Raw genomic sequence first — 26,402 nt, 5'->3', positions numbered from 1 at the left:
CGATGCGGGTTCGGCGGCCCGGCGGCGTTAGCGTGGTCGGTGCCGAGCGGGATCACGGGCCGCCGGTGCGCGGCCCACGGGGTGGAGGACGACGACGATGCAGGGCAAGACCGGCGGAGTGATGGCGTGAGGCTCCTGCACACCTCGGACTGGCATCTGGGCCGGTCCTTCCACCGTGTCTCCCTGCTGGACGCGCAGGCCGCCTACCTCGACCACCTGGTGGCGACCGTCGCGGAGCGCGAGGTGGACGCCGTCCTCGTCGCGGGCGACGTCTACGACCGGGCCGTACCGCCGCTCACCGCCGTCGAGCTGTTCGACCGGGCGCTGCACCGGCTCGCCGCCGCAGGCGTCCCCACCGTCATGATCTCCGGCAACCACGACTCGGCCCGCCGGCTCGGCGTCGGCGCCGGGCTCTTCGAACGCGCCGGGATCCATCTGCGGACCGACCCCGAGGGCTGCGCCACCCCCGTCGTCCTGTCCGACGACCACGGCGACGTGGCGTTCTACGGACTGCCCTACCTGGAACCGGCCCTGGTCAAGGACGCCCTGGGCGCGGGCAAGGCCGGTCACGAGGCGGTCCTCACCGCAGCCATGGACCGGGTCCGCGCCGACCTCGCCACCCGCCACGCCGGCACCCGCTCCGTCGTCCTCGCGCACGCCTTCGTGGCGGGCGGCGAGCCCAGCGACAGCGAACGCGACATCACCGTCGGCGGGGTCGCCGCCGTCCCCGCCGGGGTCTTCGACGGCGTCGACTACGCGGCACTCGGCCACCTCCACGGATCCCAGCGGGTCACGGGCAGGGTCCGCTACTCCGGCTCCCCGCTCGCCTACTCCTTCTCCGAGGCCGACCACCGCAAGACCATGTGGCTCATCGACCTCGACGCCGACGGGGGCATCGCCGCCGACGAACGGATCGACTGCCCCGTGGAGCGGCCCCTCGCCCGGCTCCGCGGCCGCCTCGACACCCTCCTGGAGGACCCCGCCCTGGACCGCCACGAGCACGCCTGGGTCGAGGCCACCCTCACCGACCCGGTACGCCCCGCCGACCCCATGGCCCGCCTCGCCCGGCGCTTCCCGCACACCCTCAGCCTCGTCTTCGACCCCGAGCGGCCGCCGGACGACCCGGGGGCCTCCTACGCCCAGCGCCTCAAGGGCCGCGACGACCACCAGATCGCCGAGGACTTCGTCGCCCACGTGCGCGGTGGCAGCGGCCCCAGCGACCTCGAACGCACCGTGCTGCGTGCCGCGTTCGACGATGTCAGGGTGGACGAGACCGTGCGCGAGGTGTCCCGGTGAGACTGCACCGCCTGAGCATCACCGCCTTCGGGCCGTTCGGCGCCACCCAGGAGGTCGACTTCGACGCCCTGTCCTCCGCCGGACTCTTCCTGCTCCACGGCCCCACCGGCGCGGGCAAGACCTCCGTCCTGGACGCCGTCTGCTTCGCCCTGTACGGAGCCGTTCCCGGCGCCCGGCAGAGCCCCGGGGCCTCCCTGCGCAGCGACCACGCGCCCGTGGACCTGCCCACCGAGGTCCAGCTGGAGCTGACCGTCGGCGGCCGCCGCCTCGAAGTCACCCGCAGCCCAGCCCAGCCCCGCCCCAAGAAGCGGGGCGACGGCTTCACGATGGAGAAGGCCCAGAGCAGGCTGCGCGGTTACGACCCCGAGCGCGGCTGGCACGCCCTCAGCAAGTCGCACCAGGAGATCGGCGAGGAGCTGACCCAGCTCATCGGCATGAGCCGGGACCAGTTCTGCCAGGTGGTGCTGTTGCCGCAGGGCGACTTCGCCCGCTTCCTGCGCTCGGACGCCGAGGCCCGCGGCAAGCTCCTCGGCCGGCTCTTCGACACCCGCCGCTTCGCCGCCGTCGAGGAACGCCTCGCCGAACTGCGCCGGGGCGCCGAGGCCAGGGTCACCGCCGCCGACGAACGGATCCTCGCCCTCGCCCAGCGCATCGCCCAGGCCGCCGGACCCGCCGGGGCCGAGGCCACGCCGGTCGCCGCCCGGCCCGGCGAACCCGGCCTCGCCGAAGCGGTGCTGGAGTGGGCCGCGATCGCCCGGTCCACGGCCCGCGAACGGCTCGACATCGCCCACCGCGTCGTCGCCTGGGCCGAGGGCCGGCAGCGCGAGGCCCGCCACGCCCTGGACGCCGTACGTGAACTCGCCCGCCTCCAGCAGCGGTACGAGGAGACCCGGCTGCGCTCCGCGGCGCTGGAGGAACGCCGCCCCGAACACGACCGCTGCCAGAAGGAGTTGGAGCGCGCCCGCAAGGCCGACCGGGTCGCCCCGGCCCTGGAGCTGCGCGAGGAGGCGGAGCGGGCGTACCGGGCCGCGAGCGACGGTCTCGGCCGGGCCCGCGCGCTGCTCTCTCCGGAGCTGCGCGACGTGGGCGCCGACCGACTGGCCGAGCTGGAGCGGAAGTTCCAGCAGGAGCTGTACGCACTCGACGCGGCACGAGAGGCCGAGGAGCGCAGCGCGCGGATCGAGGGGGAGCGCGTCCGGCTGAACCGGGAGGCCCAGGCCGACGACGAGCTGATCCGCGAGGCGGACGTGTGGCTCGCCGACTGGGACTCCACCCGTGCGGCCCTCAAGGGACGCATCGACGCCTCGCAGGAAGCCGCCACCCGCGCCGAGCAGCTCGCCGGACTCCTCGCCCCGGCGCGCCGCCGCCTGGACGCGGCGGGCCGCCGCGACGCCCTCGCGACCGACGTACAGCAGGCGGAGGAGCGGCTCACCGGCGCGCGCGAACAGGAGTTGGACGCCCGGAAGTCCTGGCTCGATCTGCGGGAGCGCCGGCTGCGCGGCATCGCGGCGGAACTGGCCGCGGGTCTCGTCGCGGGTGAGCCCTGCACGGTCTGCGGGTCGGCCGACCACCCGGTCCCCGCCAGCCCCGGCGACGGTCATGTCGACCGGGCGACGGAGGAACGGGCGCTGGCCGCCCAGCAGTCCGCCGAGGAGGCCCGCGCCCGCGCGGAGCAGCAGCTCGGACTCGTACGCGAACGGCACGCGGCGGCGGAGACGGAGGCCCGGGGGGACGATGCCTCCGCATCCTCCACCGTGGCCGAACTCGGTGAGCTGGTCGACCGGTTGACCGGCGAGCACGCCGAGGCCCACCGGCTCGCCGCCGCGACGAACCCGGCACGTGAGGCACTCACCGCCGCCGAGCGCGAGCACACCGAGCGGCTGGAGCAGCGGCAGCAGGCGCACGGTCGGATGTCCGCCCGTACCGCCGCGCGCGAGGCCCTCGACGCCGAGCAGGCCCGCCTGGAGGAGCAGATCGCCGCCGCCCGGGGCGAGTCGCCGTCCGTCGCGGCCCACGCGGAGCGGTTGACTCGCCGCGTGGCACGCCTCGCCGACGCCGCCGAGGCCGTACGCACCGAACAGGACGCCGCCCAGCGGCGCAAGGAGGCCGACGACCGGCTCTCCGACGCGGCGTTCCGGGCCGGCTTCGACACCCCGGAGGCCGCCGCCGCGACGCTCCTCGACGCCGCGGCCCAACGCGACCTCCAGCACCGCATCGACACCTGGCAGGCGGAGGCCGCCGCGGTGGCCGACCGCCGTGCCGAGCGTGACGCCCGCGAGGCCGCCGAACAGCCCGCCGCCCAACCATCAGCGGCACAAGGTGAGTTCGAGACGGCGGAATGGCTGCTGCGCGAGGCGTCGTCCGCGCTCGCTGCCGCCGACGAGCGCTGCGGCGAGCTGACCCGGCTCTCCCGGCAGGCCGCCGACGAGGTACGGCGGCTGGGCCCCGTACGCCAGGAATACGACCGGATCGCCCGGCTCGCGGGACTGGCGGCGGGCACCTCCGCCGACAACGAACGCAAGATGCGCCTGGAGGCGTACGTCCTGGCCGCCCGCCTGGAACAGGTGGCGGCCGCCGCCACCGCACGGCTCCAGCGGATGTCCTCGGGCCGCTACACGCTGGTCCACTCCGATGCCCGCACCGGCGGCCGCCGCGCCGGACTGGGGCTGCACGTGGTCGACGCCTGGACCGGCAGCGAACGCGACACCGCGACGCTGTCCGGCGGGGAGACCTTCTTCGCCTCGCTGGCCCTCGCGCTGGGCCTGGCCGATGTCGTGACCGAGGAGGCCGGTGGCGTACGTCTGGACACCCTCTTCATCGACGAGGGGTTCGGCAGCCTGGACGACCAGACGCTGGACGAGGTGCTCGACGTACTGGACTCCCTGCGGGAGCGGGACCGCAGCGTGGGCATCGTCAGCCATGTGGCCGACCTGCGCCGCCGGATCCCGGTCCGGCTCGAAGTGGTGAAGGAGCGGCAGGGCTCGTCCGTCCGGCACCGCCTCGCGTGAGCCGGGGCCCCTCCGGGCGGTTCAGCGGCCGATCGCGCGGCGGGGGAGCGGTGAGGAGTACACGACGCTCGTGGTGACGGAGCCCAGCGCCCCGATCCGCCCGGTGGTCTCCTCCAGATGCTTCATCGAGCGGGCCGTGACCTTGAGGACGAAGCAGTCGTCGCCGGTGACGTGGTGGGCCTCGATGATCTCCGGCGTGGTCTCCAGCAGATCGTGGAAGGGCTTGTAGTTCCCGTTCGGATAGCGCAGGCGGACCAGGGCGAGGATGGGCAGCCCGAGCCGTTCGGCGTCGACCACCGCCGCGTACCCGCTGATCACCCCCAGCTCCTCCAGCCGCCGCACCCGCTCCGTCACGGCGCTCGGGGACATGGCGACGGCACGGGCGAGCTCGGCGAAGGTGGCGCGGCCGTCGCGCTGGAGGACGTCGAGGATGCGCCAGTCGGTGGCGTCCGGGGAATAGTCGGTCACCTCCCCGAGACAACAGGGAATTCCCCGGAGAATCAAGAGAAGCGCCGGGGGATCTCACTTCCCGGGCCGGTTTCGCGGCCATAGATTCATGGTCATGACCTCGCACTCCACGGCCCTGGCCGACCACCCCGTCCTGCGCGTCCCGCCCGCCTCGCCCGCTGCCGCGGCCGCCTACTTCGGCGCCTCGCTCGCCTTCCACGCGGACGTCTCCGACGTCGCATCCGCGCTCGCCGCCGACGGCGACCCCGGGTTCGTCGTCCTGGACAGCCGCTCCACCGCGTCCTGGGACCAGGGGCACATTCCCGGGGCGGTCCACCTGCCGACCGCCCTGATCCCCGAGCAGGCGGCGGCGCTGCTGGACCCGGCCGTGCCCGTGGTCACGTACTGCTGGGGGCCGGGCTGCAACGGCGCGACCCGCGCGGCCCTGGTCCTCGCCCAACTGGGTTTCCAGGTCAAGGAGATGCTCGGCGGGTTCGAGTACTGGGTGCGCGAGGGGTTCGCCTACGAGACCTGGGAGGGCGGCGAGCGGCGCGCGGCCGATCCGCTGACCGCTCCGGTCGACGCGGCCGACTGCGGCTGCTGAGCGCCGAAGGGGTCCGGGTGGAGGGCCCCTGGAGGTCCGGCGGGAGTCAGCGTGCCCCGGCCGCCGCGAGCGCGGCGAACAGGGCACCCGCCCCCGCCCCTGCGGGGAGTCCGCTGACCTGGCCGTCGCCGACCTCGACCACCCGCCACACCCCGTCCTCGCGCAACGCCAGATCGGTGGTGACCCAGCGCAGGCCGAGACGGCCCACCGCCTCCCGCACGGAGTCGAGTTCGGGGACAGGGAGCCGGTCGGGGGTGTCCGGGTGGGCGGTGACGAGCACCGCCTCCCCGTCCACCCACCACACCCGTGCCTCGCCGCCCGCGACGAACGGCTCGAAGGCCCGCAGCACCAGACCGCCCGCGAGGAAGTCACCCTGCAACGCGACGAACCGGCCGGCCACGGAGGCCAGTTGTCTCCGGTCCCCGAGCTCCGGCACATAACAGGCCTCGTGCCACTCGTGCTTGCGGGACTTCACGAAGTCCTTCACGATGCCGGGCCCCGGCCCCAGCGGCGCCGCGAGCCCGGTCAGCTCCTCGACGGAGGGCGGCGGAGCCCCCGGAGCCATGGCGCACCAGGCGCTGCGCGGCGTCAGCCCGTCGAACTCCTCGTACCAGCCGGGGAGTTCATGCGCCCGCCGATAGCCCACGGCGTCGGTGAGCAGGGAGCAGCCCCGCGCACCGAGCGCCGTCTCCAGCTCCGCGTACCGGGCGGAGGGGATCATCCAGCCGCGGTACCAGTACGGTCCGGAGTCCCGCGCGACCCGGGCCACCGCCCCGGCCGCGTCTCCGGCGAGCAGCGCGTCATGATCGAGCAGGGCGATCCGGCCGCCCGCCGCCCGCGCTGCCGCGACGTCCTCGGCGAACTGCGGATCGGGCCGCGACGCCCTCAACGGGTCGGCGCAGAACAGGAATCCGCTGCGCTCGGTCATGACGGGCTGCCTTCCTTCACCTGAGGAGACTCCGGACCGTACGTACCACCGGCCCGGTCAGAGCCGCGACAGCTCGTCCACCAGATCGTCCAGGCCCAGCGACCCCTGCGAGAGCGCCGCCATGTGCCACGCCTTCAGGTCGAACGCGTCGCCGTGCGCGGCGCGCGCGTTCTCCCGGCCGAGCAGCCAGGCACGCTCGCCCAGCTTGTAGCCGATGGCCTGGCCGGGCATCGACAGATAGCGGGTCAGCTCGCTCTCCACGAAGTCGGCGGGGCGGCCGCTGTGGTTGCCGAAGAACTCCTGGGCCAGATCGGGGGTCCAGCGCTCGCCCGGGTGGAAGGGGGAGTCCGCCGGGATCTCCAGCTCCAGGTGCATGCCGATGTCGACGATCACCCGGCAGGCGCGCATCATCTGGGCGTCCAGGTAGCCGAGCCGCCGCTCCGGGTCGGGCAGGAAGCCCAGCTCGTCCATCAGCCGCTCCGCGTACAGCGCCCAGCCCTCGGCGTTCGCGCTGACCATGCCCACCGAGGCCTGGTAGCGGGAGAGGGTGTCCGCGACATGCGTCCACTGCGCGAGCTGCAGATGGTGGCCGGGAACGCCCTCGTGATACCAGGTGGAGACCAGGTCGTACACCGGGAAACGGGTCTCGCCCATGGTCGGCAGCCAGGTGCGCCCAGGACGGGAGAAGTCCTCGGAGGGACTGGTGTAGTACGGCGCGGCTGCTCCGCCGGGCGGGGCGATCCGGGACTCCACCTTCCGTACCCGCTCGGCCAGGTCGAAGTGCGTGCCGTCCAGCGCCTCGATCGCCTCGTCCATCAGGCCCTGGAGCCAGTCGCGGACCTCGTCCACCCCTTCGATGTGCTTGCCGTGCACATCGAGGTGGGCGAGCGCCTCCCAGGGACCGGCTCCGGGCAGCACCTTCTCGGCCTCGGTCTTCATCTCGGCAAGCAGCCGGTGGTACTCCGACCAGCCGTACGCGTACGCCTCGTCGAGGTCCAGGTCGGTGCCGTTGTACAGCCGCGACCAACGGGCGTAACGCTCCCGGCCGACCGGGTCCGGGGCGCCCTCGATCGCCGGGGCGTACACGTCGCGCACCCAGTCCCGCAGCGCGAGCACCGAGGCCGTCGCCTGCCCGGCCGCCTCGTCCAGCTCCGCCCGCAGTGACGCGGGGCCGGGGGCCACGAACTCGGCGAAGAACCCCTCGCTCCCGCCCTCCCCGCCCCACTCCGAGAGCTGCCCGACGAAGGTGGCGGTCGCACGCGGGCCGCCGTACAGCTTGCGCTCCAGACCGAGCGCGAGCGAGGCGCGGTACCCCTCGTACGCGGCGGGCACCGCGCGCAGGCGCTCCACGACCGCCGCCCAGTCCTCGTCCGTCGCGGTCGGCGTGAGGGTGAAGACCTCGGTGACGTGGTGGGCGGGCGACGACAGGTTGGAGACGGCCCGCAGGCCCTCCTCCGCCTCGTGCACGGCGAGTTCCGCCGTCAGGCGCTCCCGCAGGAGCCGTCCGCAGCGCCGCTCGGCATCGCTGTCCGCACCGGGCAGTTGCTCGGCGGCGTCCAGCTTCCGCAGCGTTTCGCGGAGGAGGCCGGCGGACGCCTCCTGGCCTGCCGGTGAGAAGTCGGGCAGCCGGCGCGAGCTTTCGGGCACACCCAGAAAGGTGCCCGTGATGGGGTCGAGTTCGATGAGTGCGTCGACGTAGGCGTCGGCGACCTGACGGGGCAGCGCGCTGCTCGAAGTGTCTGACATGCGGACATCCTCGTACGGCGGCGGCCCTTCCGTCATCACCGGGGCCGCCCGGTGTCCGAACCCGGCCGGTCAGTTCGCGGCGGGCGGCAGCAGCGGACCGCACTCCCACTGCTGGAAGATCAGCCGGGTGTCCACCCGGGCGACCTCCCGGCGCGAGGTGAACTCGTCCAGGACCAGCCGTTGCAGATCCGCCGCGTCGGCCACCGCCACCTGCACCAGATAGTCGTCGGGGCCGGTGAGATGGAACAGCGCACGTGACTCCGGCAACGACCTGATCCGGTCGACGAACGGCCCGATCAACTCCCGGCGGTGCGGCCTGACCTGCACCAGCAGCAGCGCCTGGAGCCCTCGGCCGAGCTTCGCCGGATCGAGGCGCAACTGGTCCCCGAGGATCACCCCGCTGCGGCGCAGCCGGGCCACCCGGTCCAGACAGGTCGAAGCGGCCACGCCGACCTCGGCCGCCAGCTCGCGGTACGTGGTCCGCGCATCGTTCTGCAGTAGCCGCAGAATCTGCAGATCCACCGGATCGAGAGCGACGGAATCGGACATGTGGCGAACGTAGCACGGGGACCGGCCGCTACGAACCGGTAACTGTTCAGAGTGACGCCATGGACAACGAAGTCTCGATGACGCCCCCTGCTCCCACCCCGTCCAGGGCTCTCGCCACCGAAGCCGTGCACGCCGGACGCGACGACCTCGCCTCCCTCGGTGTGCACGCCCCGCCGATCGACCTGTCCACCACCTACCCCTCCTACGACTCGCGCGACGAGGCGATGCGCATCGACGCCTTCGCCACCACCGGCTCCCTCCCCGACGGGCCGCCCGTCTACGCCCGGCTCGACAACCCCACCACGGGCCGCTTCGAGACGGCGCTCGCCCGGCTGGAGGGGACCGACAGCGCGGTCGCCTTCGCCAGCGGGATGGCCGCGCTCACCGCCGTACTGCTCGCCCGCGCGAGCCAGGGACTGCGCCATGTCGTCGCGGTCCGCCCGCTCTACGGCTGCAGCGACCATCTGCTCGGCGCCGGGCTGCTGGGCACCGAGGTGACCTGGACCGACCCGGCGGGCATCGCCGACGCCATCCGCCCGGACACCGGCCTGGTGATGGTCGAGACGCCGGCCAACCCGACCCTGGCCGAGGTCGACATCAGGGCCGTCGCCCACGCCTGCGGAACCGTGCCGCTGCTGGTCGACAACACCTTCGCCACCCCGGTCCTCCAGCGCCCCGTCGAACAGGGCGCCCGCATCGTGCTGCACAGCGCCACCAAGTACCTCGGCGGCCACGGGGACGTCATGGGCGGCGTCGTCGCCTGCGACGAGGAGTTTGCCGCGACCCTGCGCCAGATGCGGTTCGCCACCGGCGGGGTGCTGCACCCGCTGGCCGGCTATCTGCTGCTGCGGGGCCTGTCCACGCTGCCGGTACGCGTCCGGGCGGCGTCGGCGAGCGCCGCCGAACTCGTCCGCAGGCTCACCGCCGACCCGCGGATCGCCCGGGTGCACTACCCGAGGATCGGCGGCGCGATGATCTCCTTCGAGGTGTACGGGGACCCGCACCGGGTGATCTCCGCGGTGCGGCTCATCACGCCCGCCGTCAGCCTCGGCAGCGTGGACTCGCTGATCCAGCACCCGGCCTCCATCAGCCACCGCATCGTGGAGGAGGGAGACCGGCGGGCGGCCGGTGTCGGCGACCGGCTGCTGCGGATGTCGGTCGGCCTGGAGGACGTCGAGGACCTGTGGGCGGATCTGTGCCAGGCGCTCAGCGACGGGCCCGTTCCGTCGGCGCGGACGGCCGTGCGGCCCCTTCACTCGACAGCCGGGCGGTGATGACGAGCGTGCCCTCCTCGATCTGGTAGTCGAGGGGCAGCTCCAGCGCGCGCATCGCGGCCACCATGCCGGTGTTGCGGGACTGCGTCACGGCGTACACGCTGTCGCAGCCCGCCTCCTCGGCCAGGGCGACCAGGCGGCGGAGCAGTTCGGAGCCGATGCCCCGGCGCTGCCAGTCGTCCTCGACGAGGAGGGCGACCTCGGTCTCATCGCCGTCCCAGAGGAGGTGGCCCAGCGCCACCAGCCTGCCCGACGCCGTCTGCACCGCCAGGGTGCGGCCGAAACGGGGGCTCAGCAGATGGTCGAGATAGCGGTCGGCGTCCGCGACGGGACCGTGGTAGCGCAGGCCCAGGGTGTCCTGCGAGCAGCGGTCGTGCATGGCGCGGGCGGCGGTGAGATCGTCCTGGTCCGCGCGGCGCACGGTGATCTCGTTGCCCTCGGGCAGGGTGAGGACGTCCTCGCTGCGCGGCACGCGGGGGCCGAGCCGGGCGTCGAGCTCGACCAGGGCGCGCGCCCGCGCGAACTCCGTCGGCGTGAACGGCAGATAGGGCCGCTCGACGGAGATCACCCCGCCGGACGGGTCCCGCAGCCGCATCACCGTCTCCTCCAGCACGCCCTCGACCGGGGCGCTCTGGCCGGTCGCCCGGCCCGTCACGGAGACGGCGGGCAGCGAGTGGATGGTGCACCGGCCGAGCAACTGGCGCAGGGCGAGCGGCAGCTCGGCCGCGTCCAGTGCCGTCCGGGTGGCCAGCGACAGCACCCGGGTCGGGGTGTCCACCAGGTCGTGGGCGTCCGCCCGCTCGATCCAGGTGGAGGCGCCGCCCGCGGCCGCGATCTTCCGGGACAGCTCCTGCGCCTGGAGCGAGGCCGGGGCCCGCAGCAGGAACTCGTCGACGGTGCCCTGGGCGAGCGGGTGCGTCTGGAGGGTGAGGATGTCGACGCGGAGCCCGGCGAGCGCCGTGCACAGAGCGGCCAGACTGCCCGGGGCGTCGAGCACCGTCGTCCGCATCCGCCACAGCGTGGTCCCGGTCTCCCCGGCGCCGACGACCCCGCCTTCACCGGTGCCCTCGGCCTCGCCGGCCGATGTGCCGGTCCCACCCGCCGCGCCGGCCCCGACCGGCGCGACGTCCGCCTCGTCCGACGGGGGTGCGTGACTGTGGCGTCGGGCCCACCAGGTGTGGAACGCGGCCGTGGCCACCAGCGCCACCGCCGACGCCATGAGCAGGTAGGGCCCGTCGGGCTGGTGTCCGATCAGGTTGGCGATCGCGTCGGCCACGGCCACGGCGGTGAACAGGGCGGCCAGTTCGATCAGGTCCCGCCGCCAGTGGTGCGGACGGCGGGCGCTCTTCGCGGAGGTCACATCAGTCATATCCTCACTGTGAACGAATGGTGTTGCCTGATCACGAACGCCTTGTGACTGATGGGTTACGTGTTGATCTGGTCCTCTATCGTCGCTTTTCGGTCAGATTCCAGGGCCGGTCGCTGCTGGGTCTCCCGGTCCCCGAACGTGGCGATCAGCCGGGCGGCCTGGCGGACCGTCTGGGACGAGCCCTTGCGCCCCGCCGTCGCCGCGAGCCCCGCTATCGGCTCGATCCCGTCCGTACCGCAGCGCTCGGCGCACTCGGCCGCCACGGACAGCAGGTCCCCGAGCCCCCGGGGCGTCTTCTCGTACGCCAGGAGACCGGGCAGCATCGCCGCCAGCACGGTCAGCACCGTCCGGCAGGCGCCGGTGGCGGCGGCCGTGCCGAGCGCGTCGGCCGTACGGTTCACCTTCACCAGGTCGCGGTCGACCAGGATCGCCAGCTCCCGCCCGAGCATCGCCCCGTCCAGCCGCCCCCGCGCGGCCAGCACCAGCAGCGTGTCCACCGCCGCCGTCCGGTCCTCGGGGTGCCGGGCGCCGAGCGCGTAGGCTAGCGCGAGATGCATCGCCCCGCCCGTCTCGCCCGCGCTCTCGGCCAGCGCGGGCAGGAACCCGACGGCTCCCCGCTGCCCCTGATCGGCGGCGAACAGCAGGTCAGGCATCAGCCAGGCGGCCAGCGTCTCCGGGTCGCCGGGCAGGGTGGCCGTCCAGTGCGAGGACCGCTCGGGTCCCCAGTGGTAGCACTCCTGGGCGCGGGGGAGCTGGGCGCGGCCCAGCCAGTGGAAGGCCTCCGGGAAATCGCGCTGGATCACCAGCCGTTCGCGGGTGGCCGGCAGCACCTGACGGGCCCCGGTCGTCGTCCGCTGCCACCACGTGCCCGCCGACGGGCGGGAGACGATGGTCGCCGGATGCCGCAGCACCGGGGCCACCGACTCCTCGGCACGGACCCAAGCGGCCAGCCGGTCGCCCTCGCCGGTGCCCAACGCCTCGGCCGCCGCGGCGGCCTCCGCGCGCTCGGGCCCGCTGCCCCGGCGGACCCGCAGCAGGGCCTGGGCGAAGTCGGCGGGACCCGGGCGAACACCCAGCTCCCCGTAGGCCCGCAGCCGCTCCACGAGCTCGGCCGCCTCGACCGCCCCGGTGTGCCAGGTCGGCGTCGCCAGCAGGAACGGCACCCGCCCGGCGGCTATCGCCTCCGACACCTCCCACACCCGGTCGAGCAGCACCCCGTTCAGCGCGGCATGAGCACAGGCGGCCGACCCCGTCACGACCGTCTTCGCCCGCCACGCGACCCTGTCCCGCTCGGATACCAGGCCCAGCAGCGAGGCCACCACGACGGAGAGCCCGTGCGAGGTCGAGACGCCGCGCGGATCGACCATGTACGGAGACAGACCGTGCTCGACGAAATGCACCCCGGCCAGCGCCTCCCGCAAACCCCCCGTCAGCTCCTCCCGGTCGCTCCGGGCCAGCCGGACGATACCGTCGAGCGCCCGCTCGAAACCGGTGATCCCGGCCGAGGTGTCCAGAACGGCCGACGCCGGGATCCAGTGCTCCGACGCATGCGCCTTCACCCGGGCGGCCACCTCCTCGACCAGCTCGGCCACGGTCCCCGGAGCGGGCTCCTGACGCCGCAGCACCGGCGCCGGCGGCAGCCACTCCTCGTACGCCTCCTGCGGCACCTCCTCCACGAGACCGCCGAACAGGGAGGTGACCGTCTCCCGGTGCACGGGGCCCAACTGCGCGGCGGCGGATGCCAGCAGCTCCCGCACCTCCGGGCCGGCGGCGGGGAGATACCGGGCCACCAGCTTCAGGGCCCGCTCCTGGATGTCGATGCCCTCATGGCCGAACGCCTCGGCGACCGCCGGAAGAAGCTCACCCGCCGTCGAGGAGTCCCGGCGCAGCACCTTTCCCAGCAGGGTCAACTGGGCCCGTACCAGCTTCTTCTCCGGGCGGAAGAGCAGCGCCCCCGACACGTCCGCCAGCTCCCGGGTCGGCAACGCGCCCCGCGCGTCGAGCCGTACGAGCACCTGCTGGGCATGCGAGGCGACCGGGGCGATGCCGTCCGCCGCCATCGCCGTCCAGTCCCGCAGATGCCTCTGCTCCTCGTCCTCCGTCGCCTCCAGCCGCTGCAGAACGGCCAGGAAGAACCGCTGGTCGACGGATCTGCCGCCACGTATCAGACGCGCCACGCACCGCTCCACCAGATACGACCGGTCCAGCACCCCGTCCTCGGCCAGCGCGCACAGCGCTCCGGGCCAGTGGTCCTGTGCATCCGGCGCGTCGTGGAAATCGACCTGCGGCGGCAGCTCCGCCATCTCGAACAGCCGGGGTGCCAGCACGGCGGTGTGCGGATCGTCCCGCAGGATCTCGGTCAGCGGGCGGCGGGTCCGGCGCCGCCAGCGCGCCGCGCCGACCAGCTCCGTCCAGCCCGTCACGAGGTTGTCCGTGGCAGGAAGCGGGACCCGGGCGATCCGGGTCAGCTCGCCGACGAAGGTGTACTCCGCCTCGGAGAGGGCCGAGCGCCCCGCGAAGCGGCGGGCGAGATCGCCGAGCCACACCGGATCGCGGTCCTTCAGCGAGGCGAGGATCAACGGATACGGGGAGCGGGTCCAGTCCCGCAGATCACGGCCGCCGATCCAGGCGGCACACCCCGCCGCCCCGGTGTGACAGCCCGCACCGGCCACCAGCAGCGCCTTGCGGATCTTGTCGCGCCGCTGCCAGTCCCAGCCCCGCACCTCCTTGCGCAACTCCTTCAGCTCGGCGAGCGCGGACCTGCGGCCGGGCCGGTCCAGGGCGAGCACCAACGGCGGCACATCGTGGTGACGCCCCGCCCGCACGGCGGTCAGCAGCTCGTTCATCGCGCACCTCCGGCGACCGGCGCACCCCGGCGGACCATACGCACGGCGAGCGCGTGCTTGCAGGGACCTCGCCGCCCCCGGTAGTCCGCCCACCACTGACACGTACAGCTGAACGCGGAACCGCTCTCCCGCACTTGGTAGCGGCGGTCCCCGGAAACGACCGTCGCCCGCGAACCGTCGAGGGACACCGCGCCCTCACCGGCCAGCCGGCGGGCGGCCACAAGACGCGGATTGTGCCGCTCCGCCCGGTCCGCGTCGTACGGCAGCTCGCGGTGGAAGTACGCCGCGTCCGCCAGGTCGTACCCCACGCGGCCCGCCGTGCCGAGCCGGGTCAGCGCGGCCCGCACCCGCTCCACGCTCAGCCCTGACTGCTCGGCCAGCGACGCCGGTTCGATCCGGGGCTCCCAGGCGAGCAGCACCGACACCAGCTCGGCATCGGCCGCCGCGTCGTCCGTGGCCAGCGCCTCCAGGACGCCGCCCTCGCCCGAGAACCCCCGCGCGGAATCGGGGGAGAGCGTCAGCGTGAGCCGCATCCCCGGCAGCACCACCTCCCAGGCGCTCGCCGCCGCCGCACCGTCGGCCACTGGCCCGTACACCCGCAGGGCCGTCGCGTCGCGCAGCACCCGCTGCAACGCCACCAGCCGCTCCGGGCCCGGCAGGCACACCGCGCCCGGGACCGGCCGGGTCGTGGGGCGCAGGGACCCGCCCGCCGCCACCACCCACCGGGCGCCGCGCCCGGCGTTCCCCGAGGACGGGGTGCGGGGCAGCGAACGCAGGAACGCCACCGCCCGCGCCGCCGTCAGCTCGGCCCGCAGATCGAATCCTGCCGAGGCGACCTGCGCCTCCGCGAAACCGCGCAGCCACCTGTCGGGCAGCGGCACCTTCTTCTCCACCACCGGACCGTCCAGGGTGGTCACCGCCAGCTCCTCGGGCCCCACCCGCAGATGCAGCGGATCGTCCGCCGTGATCCGCGAAAGCGCCTCCCGCAGCGGAGCGTTCACATCCACATTCGTCGTACCGTGGCCCGTCTCCTGCCCGTCCAGCCCTTCCCGGAGCACATCGAGCCGGGCATACACCCCGCAGCAGCCGGAGAACGACTCGAAGCGCAACCGGTCCCCGTTCCCCGTCACCACCGGGTCCAGCGAGGCGGGCAGCGTGCGCTGGTGGTAGCGGGCGGCGGCCACGTCCGCCACCGCAAGCAGCCCACGCGCCGCTATGCGCGGATCGGAGAGGAAACCCGCGAAGAACCGCGGGTGCGCCTCCGCTCCGCGCGGGGTGAGGCCCCCTGCGGTCTCCAGACCGAGGGAGGGCCCCACCTGCGAGGACGCCAGGGCGGACGGGCGTGCGTAGGCCAAGGCCTGAACGGATCGGGTCATGAAAAAAAGCGTAGGACCCACCACTGACAACGGTCCTCGCCGAAGCCGCCGTTCGCTGCGGAACGCCCCGTTCACCCGCCCCTGTTCGCTCCGAAGCCGTTCGCCGCCGCTACTGCCCGACGCGGCCCGGCCGGAGCACCTTGGTGAACAGCACCGACCCGCCCTCGGCCCGCAGACGTACCGTCAGCTCCGCGCTGCCCCCGTCGATCTCCACCTCGCCGAAATACTGCGGCGACTCCATCGGCGAGACATTGGCCCGGTCGGGGGCCCGCACGAAGACCCGGTCGGGGCCGAACGTGCCGTCCAGCGCATTGGCCGGGAAGCCACCCGCGGCCAGCGGGCCCGACACGAACTCCCAGAACGGGGCGAAGTCCTTGAACGCCGCCCGCTCCGGCGCGTAGTGCTGGGCCGAGGTGTAGTGGACGTCGGCCGTCAGCCACACGGTGCCGGTGATCCTGCGGTGCTTGACGAAGCGGAGCAGCTCGGCGATCTGGAGCTCCCGCCCGAGCGGGGCCCCGGGGTCACCCTGCGCCACGGCCTCGAAGTTCGTCGCACCGTCCGGGACCACCAGGCCGAGCGGCATGTCGGCGGCGATCACCTTCCACTCCGCCCGGGAGGCGGCGAGCGAGCGCTTCAGCCACCGCAACTGCTCGGCGCCGAGGATGCCCGTCGCGTCGTCGGCCTGCCGATTGGGGGAGTTGGCGTTGCGGTACGACCGCATGTCGAGGACGAACACGTCGAGCAGCGGCCCGTGGTGGACCACCCGGTACATCCGCGACCGGCGCCCGGAACCGTGCGACGGCGCGAGCGGCACGTACTCCTGGAACGCCCGCACGGAGCGCGCCGCGAGAATGTCCACGTTCTTCTCGGTGTAGCGGGCGTCGTCGAGGATCTGGCCGGGATACCAGTTGTTGCGCACCTCGTGGTCGTCCCACTGCACGACGGAGGGCACCTGCGCGTTGAAGCGGCGGACGTTCCGGTCGAGCAGGTTGTAGCGGAAGTTGCCCCGGTACTCGTCCAGTGTCTCGGCGACCTTCGCCTTCTCCTCGGTCATGACGTTGCGCCAGATCCGGCCGTCCGGCAGCGTCACGCTCTCCTCCAGCGGACCGTCCGCGTAGATGCTGTCGCCGCTGCACAGGAAGAAGTCCGGGTCCAGGCGGCGCATCTCCTCGTACACCCGGTAGCCGCCGATGTCCGGATTGATGCCCCAGCCCTGCCCCGCGATATCGCCCGACCACACGAAACGCACCCCGGACCGGCGCCGCGCCGGAGCGGTGCGGAAGGTCCCGTACACCGGTTTTCCGGTACGGCGCGGATCGGCCGGATCGGCTAGCGTCACGCGGTAGTGCACCTGCTCGCCCGGCGGCAGTCCGTACAGCGGCGTGGTCCCCGTGAAGTCCGTTCCGGGCCCGATCGACGGCCCGTGCCACCTGCGGACCCGCCGGAACGATTCGGTCGCCGAGGTCTCCACCAGCATCCTGGCCGGCCGGTCCGAGCGCACCCACAGCAGCGCCGACGAGGAGGTGACACCGCCCACCTGCACACCCCAGGACGCCTCGGGCCGCCCCGCCAGGTGCAGCGAGGGGGCTGCCGACGCGACCGCGGGTGAGAGGGCGAGGGCCGCCGGGGCGATCAGCGAACCGCGCAGGACGGTACGGCGGCCGGGAGAGGACACCAGCGGACGGTGCGGACGGTGGGACATCGAAGCGCCTCCAGGGAGGTGGTCGGGCGGTGCACCGTACGGGGAAGGGCGCGGCCCGTCCCGGTACGGAACCGGTCTGCGCCATGCCTAGTGCCTCGCGGCGGCCGGAGCCCGAACCCCGGGTGAACGACGCCCGTCGGCCGGGCCCGGGCGGTCGGTCCCGGCCAGCCGTGCGAGGCCGGTCGGTCGCCCGGCCGGTCGGCTCCGAGCGGCCCCACCGACCGCTCAGCCGGAACCCGCCCGTCCGGTACGCCACGCCTCCGCCAGCGCCGCGACCCCCCGGGCGATGTCCCCGGGTGCGAGATGGGCGTACCCGAGAACGAGCGGCAGGGTGCCGTCCTCGGAGCCGGCCGTTCCGCAGTCGCGCAACGGCCGCAGGGCGATGCCCGCCCCCGCCGCACGCTTGAGGAAGACGTCCTCGGGGCCGTACCGCGCGGGCAGCCGGGCGATGATGTGCAGCCCCGCCGCGATCCCGCTGACCGCCGTGCCGGGGAAGTGCTCGTCGAGCGCGGCCACCATCCCGTCCCGCCGTGCCCGGTAGGCCCGTTGGCAGCGACGCAACTGCCGGTCGTAGCCGCCGCGCACGATGAAATCGGCCAGCACGGCCTGGTCGAGCACCGGGTTGCCCAGATCCATCGTCCGTTTGCGGGCGACGATGCGCTCGGTGAGCGCGGCGGGCGCGATCAGCCAGCCGAGCCGCAGACCGGGGGCCAGCGACTTGCTCACGGAGCCGGTGTACACGACCCGCTCGGGATCCAGACCCTGCAAGGCGCCCACCGGGGCCCGGTCGTACCGGAAGTCCCCGTCGTAGTCGTCCTCCATGATCACGGCGTCCGCGTCCCGCGCCCAGCCGAGCAGTTCGCCGCGCCGCTGCGCGGAGTAGCCGATTCCGGTGGGGAACTGGTGCGCGGGCGTGGTCACCACCGCGCGTACGCCGGAGCGCTCCAGGGGCGCGAGAGCGAGCCCCTCGTCGTCGAGGGGGAGCGGGACCGTGCCCAGGCCGGTCGCCGCGAACAGCGAGGAGTGTTCCGGGCTGCCCGGATCCTCCACCCCGACCGAGACCACGCCCTCGTCCCGGAGGACGAAGCCGAGCAGAGTCGTCGCCTGGGCCACCCCCGAGCAGACCACCAGCCGCTCCGGATCGGCCACCACGCCCCGGCGCCGGGCGAGCAGTCCGGCCAGGGCCTCGCGCAGCTCCGGCAGCCCGCGCGGATCGGGGTAGCCCAGAGCGCCGTGCGGCAGCCGGCCGAACACCGTCCGCTGGGCGGCGGCCCACGCGCTGCGCGGGAAGAGCGACAGGTCGGGGGTGCCGGGCCGGAAGTCCACGCGTGCGCCCGCCGCGCCCGGCGCACGGTCGCGCACGGGACGCTCCGCAGCGCGTACGCCCTCGCTCACCCAGGTGCCCGCGCCCCGTCCGCTGCGCAGATAGCTCTCCGCGGTGAGCTGCTCGTACGCCTCGGTGACCAGACCCCGCGACACCCCCAGATCAGCGGCGAGTTCACGGCTGGAGGGCAGCCGCGTGCCGCCTGCCAGACGGCCGGAGCGCACCGCTTCCCGGAGCGCGGACCGCAGCGCACGCCCCCGCCCGCGCGCCGGCGCGGCAGCGGCGGGCAGGAGCAACTCCCAGGCCGGAGAGAGCGATTCCGCCGCCGGACGCGGCGGACCGGCCACTGGAGCGGCCCCCGAACCGGCTTCCGAGTCGGCCCTCGACTCGGCCCCCACCTCCGCCCCCGCATTGGTCCCCGAACTCGTCATGGAAGTGGACCTTAAACCGGTCCGTCGCCGACCCTAGCGTCGGCCCCATGAACGCAACCTCTCTGCGCGGGGCCCTCCTCGCGGCCCTCGCGTGTGTGCTGGTGGGGGCATCCTTCACGGCCAACAGCGTCCTCGGCGACTATCCGTTCGCGGGCGGCCAGGCGCTCCGCTACGGTCTCGCCGCGCTGCTGCTCATCCCGTTCCTTCGCCGCGACCCCGACTCCGCGACGGCCCGGCTCCGACGCCTCACCCGTCGCCAGTGGGTGCGGATCGTCCTGCTCGCCGCCGTGGGCATGGTCGGGTTCAACCTGGCGGTCCTGGCGGCCGAACAGACGGCGGAACCGGCTGTTCCGGGCGTCTTCGTGGGCTGTGCGCCGATCGTGGTCGGCGTGCTCGTCCCGCTGCTGGACGGCCGTCGTCCGTCCCGCGTCACGCTGTACGCGGCAGGCCTCGTCGCCGTCGGGGCGTTCACCGTCCAGGGCTGGGGGCGCACCGACCTGGCAGGCGTGCTGTTCTCGGTGGGCGCGCTCGCGGGCGAGGTCGGTTTCGCGGTCCTGGCCGTCCCGGTCCTGCGGCCGCTGGGCCCGAAGCTCCTCACCGCGACGGTCTGCGGCGTCGCGGCCATCGAGTCGGCGCTGCTCGGGCTGCTGCTGGACGGCGGCTCGTTCCTGCGGGTCCCGACGGGCGGCGAGGCGACGGCGCTGCTGTGGCAGGCCGTCGTCGTCACCGTGATCGGGTTCGTCTGCTGGTACAGCGGGATGCAACGCATCGGTGCGGAACGCGCCACGCTCTTCTCCGGGCTGATCCCGGTCTCCGCCGCCCTGACCGCCCCCTTGGTCGGGGCCGGGACGTACGGCCTCGCGCAGGGCGCGGGAAGCCTCCTGGTCGGCGCCGGTGTGGCGTACGGCTCCGGTGTCCTCGTCCCCGGGCGGCGCGGGGCCTCCGGCGTACGGTCCGGGAGCCGTACGCCAGACGTCCCGCGCGACGGCTCAGCGGCTGGTGTCCAGGATGACGCGGGCCACGAGCGCCGGGTCGTCGTTCATCGGAACGTGCCCGCAGCCGGGCAGCCGCACGAGCCGGGCGTCGGGGATGACCCGCTTGGCGCGGACCCCCTGCCGGCGCAGCAGGATGCGGTCGCGGGTGCCCCAGGCGACGGTGACGGGGATACCCTTCACGTCCTCGCCGAAGAAGGCGCCCCGGCCGACCTCCAGCGTCTGGTGGAAGCCGGTCGCTCCGCGCAGGGCGAGCGTCTCGGCGACGACGGCCTCCGGTGAACGCCTGCCGGGCCGGGCGTAGATGGTGCTGGTGAGGGCCGTCCGGCCCGCCGCACTGCCGGACAGGCGCTCGATCAGCGGCACCGGCAGAGCCAGCGCGCTCCGGCGCATCGCCCGCAGGGTGCCGAAGGCGTACCGCCGCTCCGCCTCCGTCCAGAAGCCCGCCGGGGACAGCGCGGTCACCGACCGCACCACCTCGGTGCGGCCGAGTTCCAGCGCGAGCAGCCCGCCCAGGGAGTTCCCGGCCACATGGGGGCGGTCCAGGCCGAGTTCGGCGCAGAAGGCGCCGAGGACCGTGCCGACGGTCCCGAGATCGTACGGAACTCCGTCCGGCAGCGCGGGCGAGGTGCCGAAGCCGGGCAGGTCGACGGCGATCACGTCACGCTCGGCGGCCAGGATCCGCTTCACCGGGTCCCAGGCCCGCAGGTGGTGGCCGATGCCGTGGAGGAGCAGCAACGGTTCGCCCGAGCCGGTCCGTTCGTACGCGACCGAGACCGGACGGGGGCCGTCGGCCGTTGCGACGGTGAAGGAGACCGTGGTGGTCATGCTGCTGCTCCCTGGAGTGGGTAGACATCTCGTCAACAACAATTACCGCCGGGTAGCTTGTAGTTCAAGAGGCCCGGCGATTCCCGCTGGACACCCTGTGCCCCGTGGGCTGGGATGGATCGATGACCGTCGACGTCGCGACCGAGATCTTCGAAGAGCACCGGCCCGTACTCACCGGGGTCGCCTACCGCATGCTCGGCCGCGTCGCCGACGCCGAGGACGTCGTCCAGGAGGCGTGGCTGAGGTGGTCGGCGGCGGCGCGCGAGGACGTCCGGGAGCCGCGGGCCTTCCTGGTGCGGATCACCACCCGGCTGGCCATCGACCGGCTCAGGCACCTCCGGTCGCGCCGGGAGACGTATCCGGGGACCTGGCTGCCGGAGCCGGTGGTCACGGACTTCGGCCCCACCCCGCCCGACACCGCAGAGCATGCCGTCCTCGCCGACACCGTCTCGATCGCCGTACTGGTCGTCCTCGAATCGCTCTCGCCGCTGGAGCGCGCGGTGTTCGTGCTCCGGGAGGCCTTCGGATTCCCGTACGCCGAGATCGCCACCACCCTGGACCGCACCGAGGCGGCCGTCCGGCAGCTCGCGGGCCGCGCCAGGCGGCATGTGGAGGAGCGCAAGCCGCGCTACGACGTGGACCCGGCCGAACGGCGCGACCTCACCGAACGCTTCCTGGCCGCCGCCTCCGGAGCCGGCATCGAGCAGCTGCTCGCCCTGCTGGCCCCGGACGTCCGGCTCGTCAGCGACGGCGGCGGCAAGGCGAAGGCGGCGCGGCGGATCATCGAGACCGCCGACAAGGTCGGCCGCTACCTCTTCACGGTGGCGGGCGAACTCGACCCCGACGGGGAGCTCCGCGTCATGGAGCTCAACGGCGGACCCGCCGTGGTCTACTTCGCCGGAGGGAAAGCCGACACCGTCTTTCAGATCGAAGTCAGCCAAGGTGTCATTCAATGCGGCTATATCATTCGTAATCCGGACAAGCTCTCCGGATTGCCCGTCGAATAGCCGCACGCGCCACGGGCCCGCCCGGGCCCCATCCGCCCCACCGGCCTGCCGCGTGCCTGGTCAGAGCCCCGCCGTCTGTCGCGATGGCGGGGCTCTGTGCTGCGCTCGCCTCACGGCTCCGCGAACGTCGTGTGAACGCTCTGCGCCAGAGTCCCGTTTCACTGCGTTACGGAATAAGGATTGGTCTTGACCAAGGGGGTATGCCGTCCTAGGGTCTCCACTTAAGGCAGGAACCTTTAATAAATAACGTCGCGGAAATGGCGCCGGGCGATTGCGGAGGATCAGGGTGGGGACCACGCAGCTGGAATCGGTACAGGAGCCGAAGTACTGGCACCTCAAGACCGTGCTCAGTGAGGCACTCGACTCGGACTTTGCGGTGGGGGAGATCCTGCCCAACGAGCGGGACCTCGCGGCGCGGTTCGGTGTTGCGCGAGCCACGCTCCGGCAGGCCCTGGAGCAGCTCGAACTCGAAGGCAGGCTGCAGCGCCGCCGCGGTGTCGGGACGACCGTCGCCCCGCCGCGCGTGGGCGTCGCCGTCTCCACCGACCAGCGGGAATGGGCGGACGGCGTCGGCGGCGAGGCCTGGCAGCCGCTCGACAGCACCATGGCCAAGGCCCCGGCGCCGGTGGTCGCGATGCTCGGAACGGACCCCGCCGAGCCGGTGCACGTCGTGCGCCGGATCCGTGACACCCAGGGGCAGGCGGTAGCGGCGGAGCTTCTCTACGTCCCCGCCTCCTCGGTCCCCGATCTCTCCGCCATCGAAGCCCCGTCCGGCCCGGTCCGCGCCCGGAGCGTCCTGCGCGAGCTGCACCGGCTCGGCCTGCAGGGCCAGGACCGCTCCGTGGAGCTCGGCTCCGCGCGCGCGGACGACGCCAAGGAACTGGACCGGCTCCCCGGCGCCCCCGTCCTCGTCGTCACCACCCGCTACTTCACCGCGGACGGTACGGCGGCCGTCTCCGTCGCCACCTACCGTGCGGACACCTGCCGGCTCACCTTCGGGGACTCCGGCGCGCTGGAGATCAGCCACGACGAACAGCCGGAACGCCAGGCCTCCTGACACCTGCGGCCCGCTCGGCCCCATGCCCGCCGCTCTCCGATGACTCCGGTCATCGGAGAGCGGCGGGCATGCGTCGTCCCCGGCCCGTTCCGGGGTCACGAAGCAGCACCCGGGCCCTTGTCGGTCCAGGGCGGTGGGAAGGCGCGTCGGCAGCAGGCCCGCCTGTGTCCGCGCCCCGGCCCGCTTTCGCCTGCACGGTCAGCGGCGGGCCGTCACGGCTCCCTCGACGGCGAACAGCTCCTCTTCGACATGGTCCAGCGCGAGCCGCAGCGCCCCCGTCGCGACGGCGGCCTCTCCGAGCAGTGACAGCGTCACCCGGGGCGGGCGCAGACAGTAGCGGGCCAGCTCCTTGCGGAGAGGTTCCAGCACTCCGTCCAGTCCGGCCGCCCAGCCGCCGACCACGACCAGCTCCGGGTCGAGCGCCAGCACCAGCGCCGCCACATCGTGCACCAGCCGCTGAAGGAACCGCTCGACCGCCGCCTGGGCCCCCGCGTCGCCCTCCTTGGCCTTGGCGAACACCACGGCCACCGCCTGCTCGTCCAGCGGGTCCAGGGGTGTGTCCGTCGTCGACAGCAGATGCTCCGGCGTCAGCTCCCTGCCCAGCAGGTGCAGTGCGCCGATCTCCCCGGCGGCCCCGCCGAACCCCCGGTGCAGCCGCCCGCCGATCAAGGACCCCGCGCCGGGGCTCAGCCCCGCCAGCACGAAGACCACGTCGTCGGACTCGGTGGCCGCACCCTTCCAGTGCTCCGCCACCGCGGCGGCGTTGGCGTCGTTCTCGACGAGCACGGGGCAGCGGAACGAACGGCGCAGCCGCTCCCCGAGCGGGAGGCCGGTCCAGTCCGGCAACGCCGTACCCAGCCGCACGGTGCCGTCGGCCTCCACGATCCCGGGACTGCCCACGCCGACCGCGCGCAGACTGCTCCGGGCCACTCCGGTGCGGCGCAGCACATCGGCGATGACGGCCCGGACCTGGTCGAGCCGGTCGTCCGCGCCCGCGGTCTCCGACACCACGCGGGAGCCGGCCCCGATGATCCGCCCGTCCAGCCCCGAGATGAGCGCCGATACCCGGTGCGGGCCGATCTCCACACCGAGGAGGTGCCCCGCCTCGGCCCGGAAGCGGAACCTCCGGGCAGGGCGCCCCTGGCGTCGCGCCTCGCTCTCGTCGGGCACGGCCTCGACCACGAGACCCGCTTCGAACAGCCCCTCGACGACCCCTTCGACCGTCGGCCGGGACAGGCCCGTGATCCGCGTCAGGTCCGTCAGGGTCGGTGCGACGGCCCCCCTCAGGGCGTGCAGCACTACCGCGGAATTGATCCGCCGCAACAGCGACGGGTCCCCACCGGTCAGCCGGCCCACGGTATGTCCTCCCAGCTCGTGCGCATGTCTGCCGGATCGTACTCGCTGGCCGGGGCCCCTGCGACCAGCGCGGGAAGCCGGTATCGAGCCGCAACCTGGGTCACCCCGGAGCGACGAATCGGGACGCGCGTTACGAGCCGGACCGGTCGGTCACGGCCTCCCGGAGCCGGGCGTACTCCTCGGCCATGGTCTGGACCGTCCAGTGGGCGTTGAGGCCGCTGGGGTTGGGGAGGGCCCACACACGGGCGCCGCCGATCGTGCGGTCCTGGGGGCCGATACGGGCCTTGGGCTCGCCGAAGGCCGTGCGGTAGGCGGTGATGCCGACCACCGCGAGCCACTGCGGGGCGAGCCGTTCGACCTTGGCCGCAAGCGCCGCCCCGCCTTCGCGGAACTCCTCCGCGTCCAGCTCGTCCGCCCGGGCCGTGGCCCGCGCCACCACGTTGGTGATCCCGAGTCCGAGGCCGAGCAGCTCGCCCTGCTCCGCCGGACGCAACTGCCGCGGGGTGAAACCGGAACGGTGCAGTACCGGCCAGAACCGGTTCCCCGGGTGGGCGAAGTGGTGACCCGTCACCGCGGTCGTGAGGCTCGGGTTGATGCCGCAGAAGAGCACGCGCAGAGCGCCCGTGGCCACATCGGGGACGATGCGGCCACGGGCGGCGTTCAGCTCTTCCGGCGTCATACGGCTTCCGGTGTCATGCGGCTTCGGGTGTCAGGCCGCTTCGCGCGTCATACGGTGACGGCGGTGCCGGTCAGAGGATCGAGCCGGGGGTGTAGCCCGCTGCCTCGGGGTGCTGCTTGGTGATCTCCTCGATCCGGGCGACCAGCGAGGTCACCTGGTCACCCGCGGCACCCGTGAACGAGAGCTTGTCGGCCATCAGCTCGTCCAGCTGCGCCCGGTCCAGCGGGATCCGCTCGTCCGCGGCGAGCTTGTCGAGCAGCTCGTTGCGCTCGGCGCCCTGCTCCCGCATCGCGAGGGCGGAGGCGACCGCGTTCTCCTTGATCGCCTCGTGGGCCAGCTCACGGCCGACCCCGGCCCGTACGGCGCCCATCAGGACCTTGGTGGTGGCCAGGAAGGGGAGGTAGCGGTCCAGCTCGCGCGCCACGACCGCGGGGAACGCGCCGAACTCGTCCAGCACCGTCAGGAAGGTCTCCAGCAGGCCGTCGAACGCGAAGAACGCGTCCGGGAGTGCCACCCGGCGGACCACGGAGCAGGACACATCGCCCTCGTTCCACTGGTCGCCCGCCAGCTCACCGGTCATCGAGGCGTAGCCGCGCAGGATCACCATCAGCCCGTTGACCCGCTCGCAGGAGCGCGTGTTCATCTTGTGCGGCATCGCGGACGAGCCGACCTGGCCGGGCTTGAAGCCCTCGGTCACCAGCTCGTGGCCCGCCATCAGCCGGATGGTCTTCGCCACCGAGGAGGGCGCCGCGGCCAGCTGCACCAGGGCGGTGACCACGTCGTAGTCGAGCGACCGGGGATAGACCTGGCCGACCGAGGTGAACGCCTCGGCGAAGCCGAGATGCCCGGCGATGCGCTGCTCGAGGTCGGCGAGCTTGCCCGCGTCGCCGCCGAGCAGGTCCAGCATGTCCTGGGCCGTGCCGACCGGGCCCTTGATCCCGCGCAGCGGGTAGCGGGAGAGGAGGTCCTCCAGGCGGCCGTAGGCGACCAGCAGCTCGTCGGCGGCGGTCGCGAAGCGCTTGCCCAGCGTCGTCGCCTGCGCGGCGACGTTGTGGGAGCGTCCGGCGATCACCAGCTCGCGGTACTCCGCCGCGAGCTTGCCGAGCCGGGCCAGCACAGCCACGGTGCGGTCGCGCATCAGCTCCAGCGAGAGGCGGATCTGCAGCTGCTCGACGTTCTCCGTCAGGTCCCGGGAGGTCATGCCCTTGTGGACCTGCTCATGCCCCGCGAGGGCGTTGAACTCCTCGATCCGGGCCTTCACGTCATGCCGGGTGACCTTCTCGCGCTCGGCGATGGAGGCCAGGTCCACCTGGTCCAGCACCCGCTCGTAGTCGGCCAGCGCCGCGTCGGGCACCTCGATCCCGAGGTCCTTCTGAGCACGCAGCACCGCCAGCCACAGCTGACGCTCCAGCTTCACCTTCTGCTCGGGGGACCAGAGGACGGCCAGCTCCGCGGAGGCGTAGCGGCCGGCCAGGACATTGGGGATGCGAGGCTTCGCAGACACGGCGTTCACGTAAAGGGATTCTACTGGCGGTTCGTGCAGGCCAGCGCCGCGCCCCCGTTTGTGGCTTGCTACGAAGGAG

At 73.5% G+C, this 26,402-nt stretch carries 19 protein-coding genes and 1 pseudogene; 7 read left to right on the top strand and 13 right to left on the bottom strand.

The genetic code is table 11. From position 1 onward, the window contains the following. Window positions 1-126 precede the first annotated feature (126 nt). Together IE134_RS13875 and IE134_RS13870 are read left to right on the top strand one after the other, a co-directional pair. Window positions 127-1,296 carry an exonuclease SbcCD subunit D gene (locus tag IE134_RS13875; RefSeq protein ID WP_189430634.1) on the top strand — a complete coding sequence of 390 codons (1,170 nt, stop codon included), beginning with the start codon at window positions 127-129 and terminating at the stop codon, window positions 1,294-1,296. Continuing rightward, window positions 1,293-4,304, top strand: coding sequence for an AAA family ATPase (locus tag IE134_RS13870; RefSeq protein ID WP_098895252.1), 3,012 nt, complete (start codon window positions 1,293-1,295; stop codon window positions 4,302-4,304). Before IE134_RS13875 ends, IE134_RS13870 begins: the two co-directional genes overlap by 4 nt. 21 nt (window positions 4,305-4,325) lie before the next feature. Here the strand turns inward: IE134_RS13870 and IE134_RS13865 are convergent, their stop codons facing one another. Further along, the gene (locus IE134_RS13865; protein WP_030713861.1) at window positions 4,326-4,772 is read right to left on the bottom strand and encodes an Lrp/AsnC family transcriptional regulator; all 447 of its coding nucleotides are present in this window, start codon (window positions 4,770-4,772) and stop codon (window positions 4,326-4,328) included. Between the two features lie 88 nt (window positions 4,773-4,860). Here IE134_RS13865 and IE134_RS13860 point away from each other — a divergent pair, with 88 nt between their 5' ends. Beyond that, a complete protein-coding gene (locus tag IE134_RS13860; RefSeq protein WP_098895253.1) occupies window positions 4,861-5,355 on the top strand; it encodes a rhodanese-like domain-containing protein in 495 nt (164 codons plus the stop codon). A gap of 46 nt (window positions 5,356-5,401) precedes the next feature. Here IE134_RS13860 and IE134_RS13855 read toward each other — a convergent pair whose 3' ends face one another. The 3 genes from IE134_RS13855 to IE134_RS13845 form a co-directional block, all read right to left on the bottom strand. Then, a complete protein-coding gene (locus IE134_RS13855) occupies window positions 5,402-6,283 on the bottom strand; it encodes an ATP-grasp domain-containing protein (RefSeq protein WP_030713866.1) in 882 nt (293 codons plus the stop codon). 57 nt (window positions 6,284-6,340) lie between these two features. Further along, window positions 6,341-8,029 carry a DUF885 domain-containing protein gene (locus IE134_RS13850; RefSeq protein ID WP_030713869.1) on the bottom strand — a complete coding sequence of 563 codons (1,689 nt, stop codon included), beginning with the start codon at window positions 8,027-8,029 and terminating at the stop codon, window positions 6,341-6,343. Between the two features lie 69 nt (window positions 8,030-8,098). Further along, on the bottom strand, window positions 8,099-8,578 hold the full coding sequence (locus tag IE134_RS13845) for an Lrp/AsnC family transcriptional regulator (RefSeq protein WP_006122929.1): 480 nt from the start codon (window positions 8,576-8,578) through the stop codon (window positions 8,099-8,101). A gap of 59 nt (window positions 8,579-8,637) precedes the next feature. Between IE134_RS13845 and IE134_RS13840 the strand changes: the two genes are divergently transcribed. Then, complete coding sequence (locus tag IE134_RS13840) at window positions 8,638-9,852, top strand: trans-sulfuration enzyme family protein (protein ID WP_126931963.1); 1,215 nt, start codon at window positions 8,638-8,640, stop codon at window positions 9,850-9,852. Here IE134_RS13840 and IE134_RS13835 read toward each other — a convergent pair. The 5 genes from IE134_RS13835 to pdxR all read right to left on the bottom strand — a co-directional run bounded on the left by IE134_RS13835 (window position 9,785) and on the right by pdxR (window position 18,900). Further along, a complete protein-coding gene (locus tag IE134_RS13835) occupies window positions 9,785-11,212 on the bottom strand; it encodes a GNAT family N-acetyltransferase (RefSeq protein WP_030713875.1) in 1,428 nt (475 codons plus the stop codon). The two genes, IE134_RS13840 and IE134_RS13835, sit on opposite strands and share 68 nt — an antisense overlap. Window positions 11,213-11,277: 65 nt before the next feature. Beyond that, window positions 11,278-14,067, bottom strand: coding sequence for a DUF7824 domain-containing protein (locus IE134_RS13830; RefSeq protein ID WP_189430632.1), 2,790 nt, complete (start codon window positions 14,065-14,067; stop codon window positions 11,278-11,280). Beyond that, window positions 14,064-15,443 carry an SWIM zinc finger family protein gene (locus IE134_RS13825; protein ID WP_098018693.1) on the bottom strand — a complete coding sequence of 460 codons (1,380 nt, stop codon included), beginning with the start codon at window positions 15,441-15,443 and terminating at the stop codon, window positions 14,064-14,066. The genes IE134_RS13830 and IE134_RS13825 overlap by 4 nt, the downstream gene beginning before the upstream one ends. A gap of 109 nt (window positions 15,444-15,552) precedes the next feature. Then, a complete protein-coding gene (locus tag IE134_RS13820; protein WP_030713884.1) occupies window positions 15,553-17,145 on the bottom strand; it encodes an alkaline phosphatase D family protein in 1,593 nt (530 codons plus the stop codon). Between the two features lie 225 nt (window positions 17,146-17,370). Beyond that, window positions 17,371-18,900, bottom strand: coding sequence for a MocR-like pyridoxine biosynthesis transcription factor PdxR (pdxR, locus tag IE134_RS13815; RefSeq protein WP_373296797.1), 1,530 nt, complete (start codon window positions 18,898-18,900; stop codon window positions 17,371-17,373). A gap of 47 nt (window positions 18,901-18,947) precedes the next feature. Between pdxR and IE134_RS13810 the strand changes: the two are divergent. Then, a pseudogene (locus IE134_RS13810) lies at window positions 18,948-19,742 on the top strand (DMT family transporter); the annotation flags it as partial. Between the two features lie 147 nt (window positions 19,743-19,889). Here the strand turns inward: IE134_RS13810 and IE134_RS13805 are convergent. Further along, a complete protein-coding gene (locus IE134_RS13805) occupies window positions 19,890-20,720 on the bottom strand; it encodes an alpha/beta fold hydrolase (RefSeq protein ID WP_098895813.1) in 831 nt (276 codons plus the stop codon). Between the two features lie 122 nt (window positions 20,721-20,842). On the opposite strand from IE134_RS13805, the gene sigJ reads away from it, so the two are divergent. Together sigJ and IE134_RS13795 are read left to right on the top strand one after the other, a co-directional pair. Next, window positions 20,843-21,727: an RNA polymerase sigma factor SigJ gene (sigJ, locus tag IE134_RS13800; RefSeq protein ID WP_098895814.1), complete on the top strand. Its 885-nt coding sequence runs from the start codon at window positions 20,843-20,845 to the stop codon at window positions 21,725-21,727. 286 nt (window positions 21,728-22,013) lie between these two features. Beyond that, window positions 22,014-22,784, top strand: a complete 771-nt coding sequence (locus IE134_RS13795; RefSeq protein WP_030713899.1) for a GntR family transcriptional regulator — start codon at window positions 22,014-22,016, stop codon at window positions 22,782-22,784. A 198-nt stretch (window positions 22,785-22,982) separates the two neighbouring features. Here IE134_RS13795 and IE134_RS13790 read toward each other — a convergent pair whose 3' ends face one another. From IE134_RS13790 to purB, 3 genes are all read right to left on the bottom strand, one after another. After that, window positions 22,983-24,140: an ROK family protein gene (locus IE134_RS13790; RefSeq protein WP_030713902.1), complete on the bottom strand. Its 1,158-nt coding sequence runs from the start codon at window positions 24,138-24,140 to the stop codon at window positions 22,983-22,985. Window positions 24,141-24,270: 130 nt separating this feature from the next. Further along, window positions 24,271-24,819: a G/U mismatch-specific DNA glycosylase gene (gene mug, locus IE134_RS13785; protein WP_189430629.1), complete on the bottom strand. Its 549-nt coding sequence runs from the start codon at window positions 24,817-24,819 to the stop codon at window positions 24,271-24,273. A gap of 70 nt (window positions 24,820-24,889) precedes the next feature. Further along, window positions 24,890-26,323, bottom strand: a complete 1,434-nt coding sequence (purB, locus tag IE134_RS13780; protein WP_030713906.1) for an adenylosuccinate lyase — start codon at window positions 26,321-26,323, stop codon at window positions 24,890-24,892. Between the last annotated feature and the right edge of the window lie 79 nt (window positions 26,324-26,402).

This window comes from Streptomyces rubiginosohelvolus (assembly GCF_014649875.1).
GTDB classification, from domain to species: domain Bacteria; phylum Actinomycetota; class Actinomycetes; order Streptomycetales; family Streptomycetaceae; genus Streptomyces; species Streptomyces rubiginosohelvolus.
This window is presented reverse-complemented; position numbering and strand designations above follow the sequence as displayed.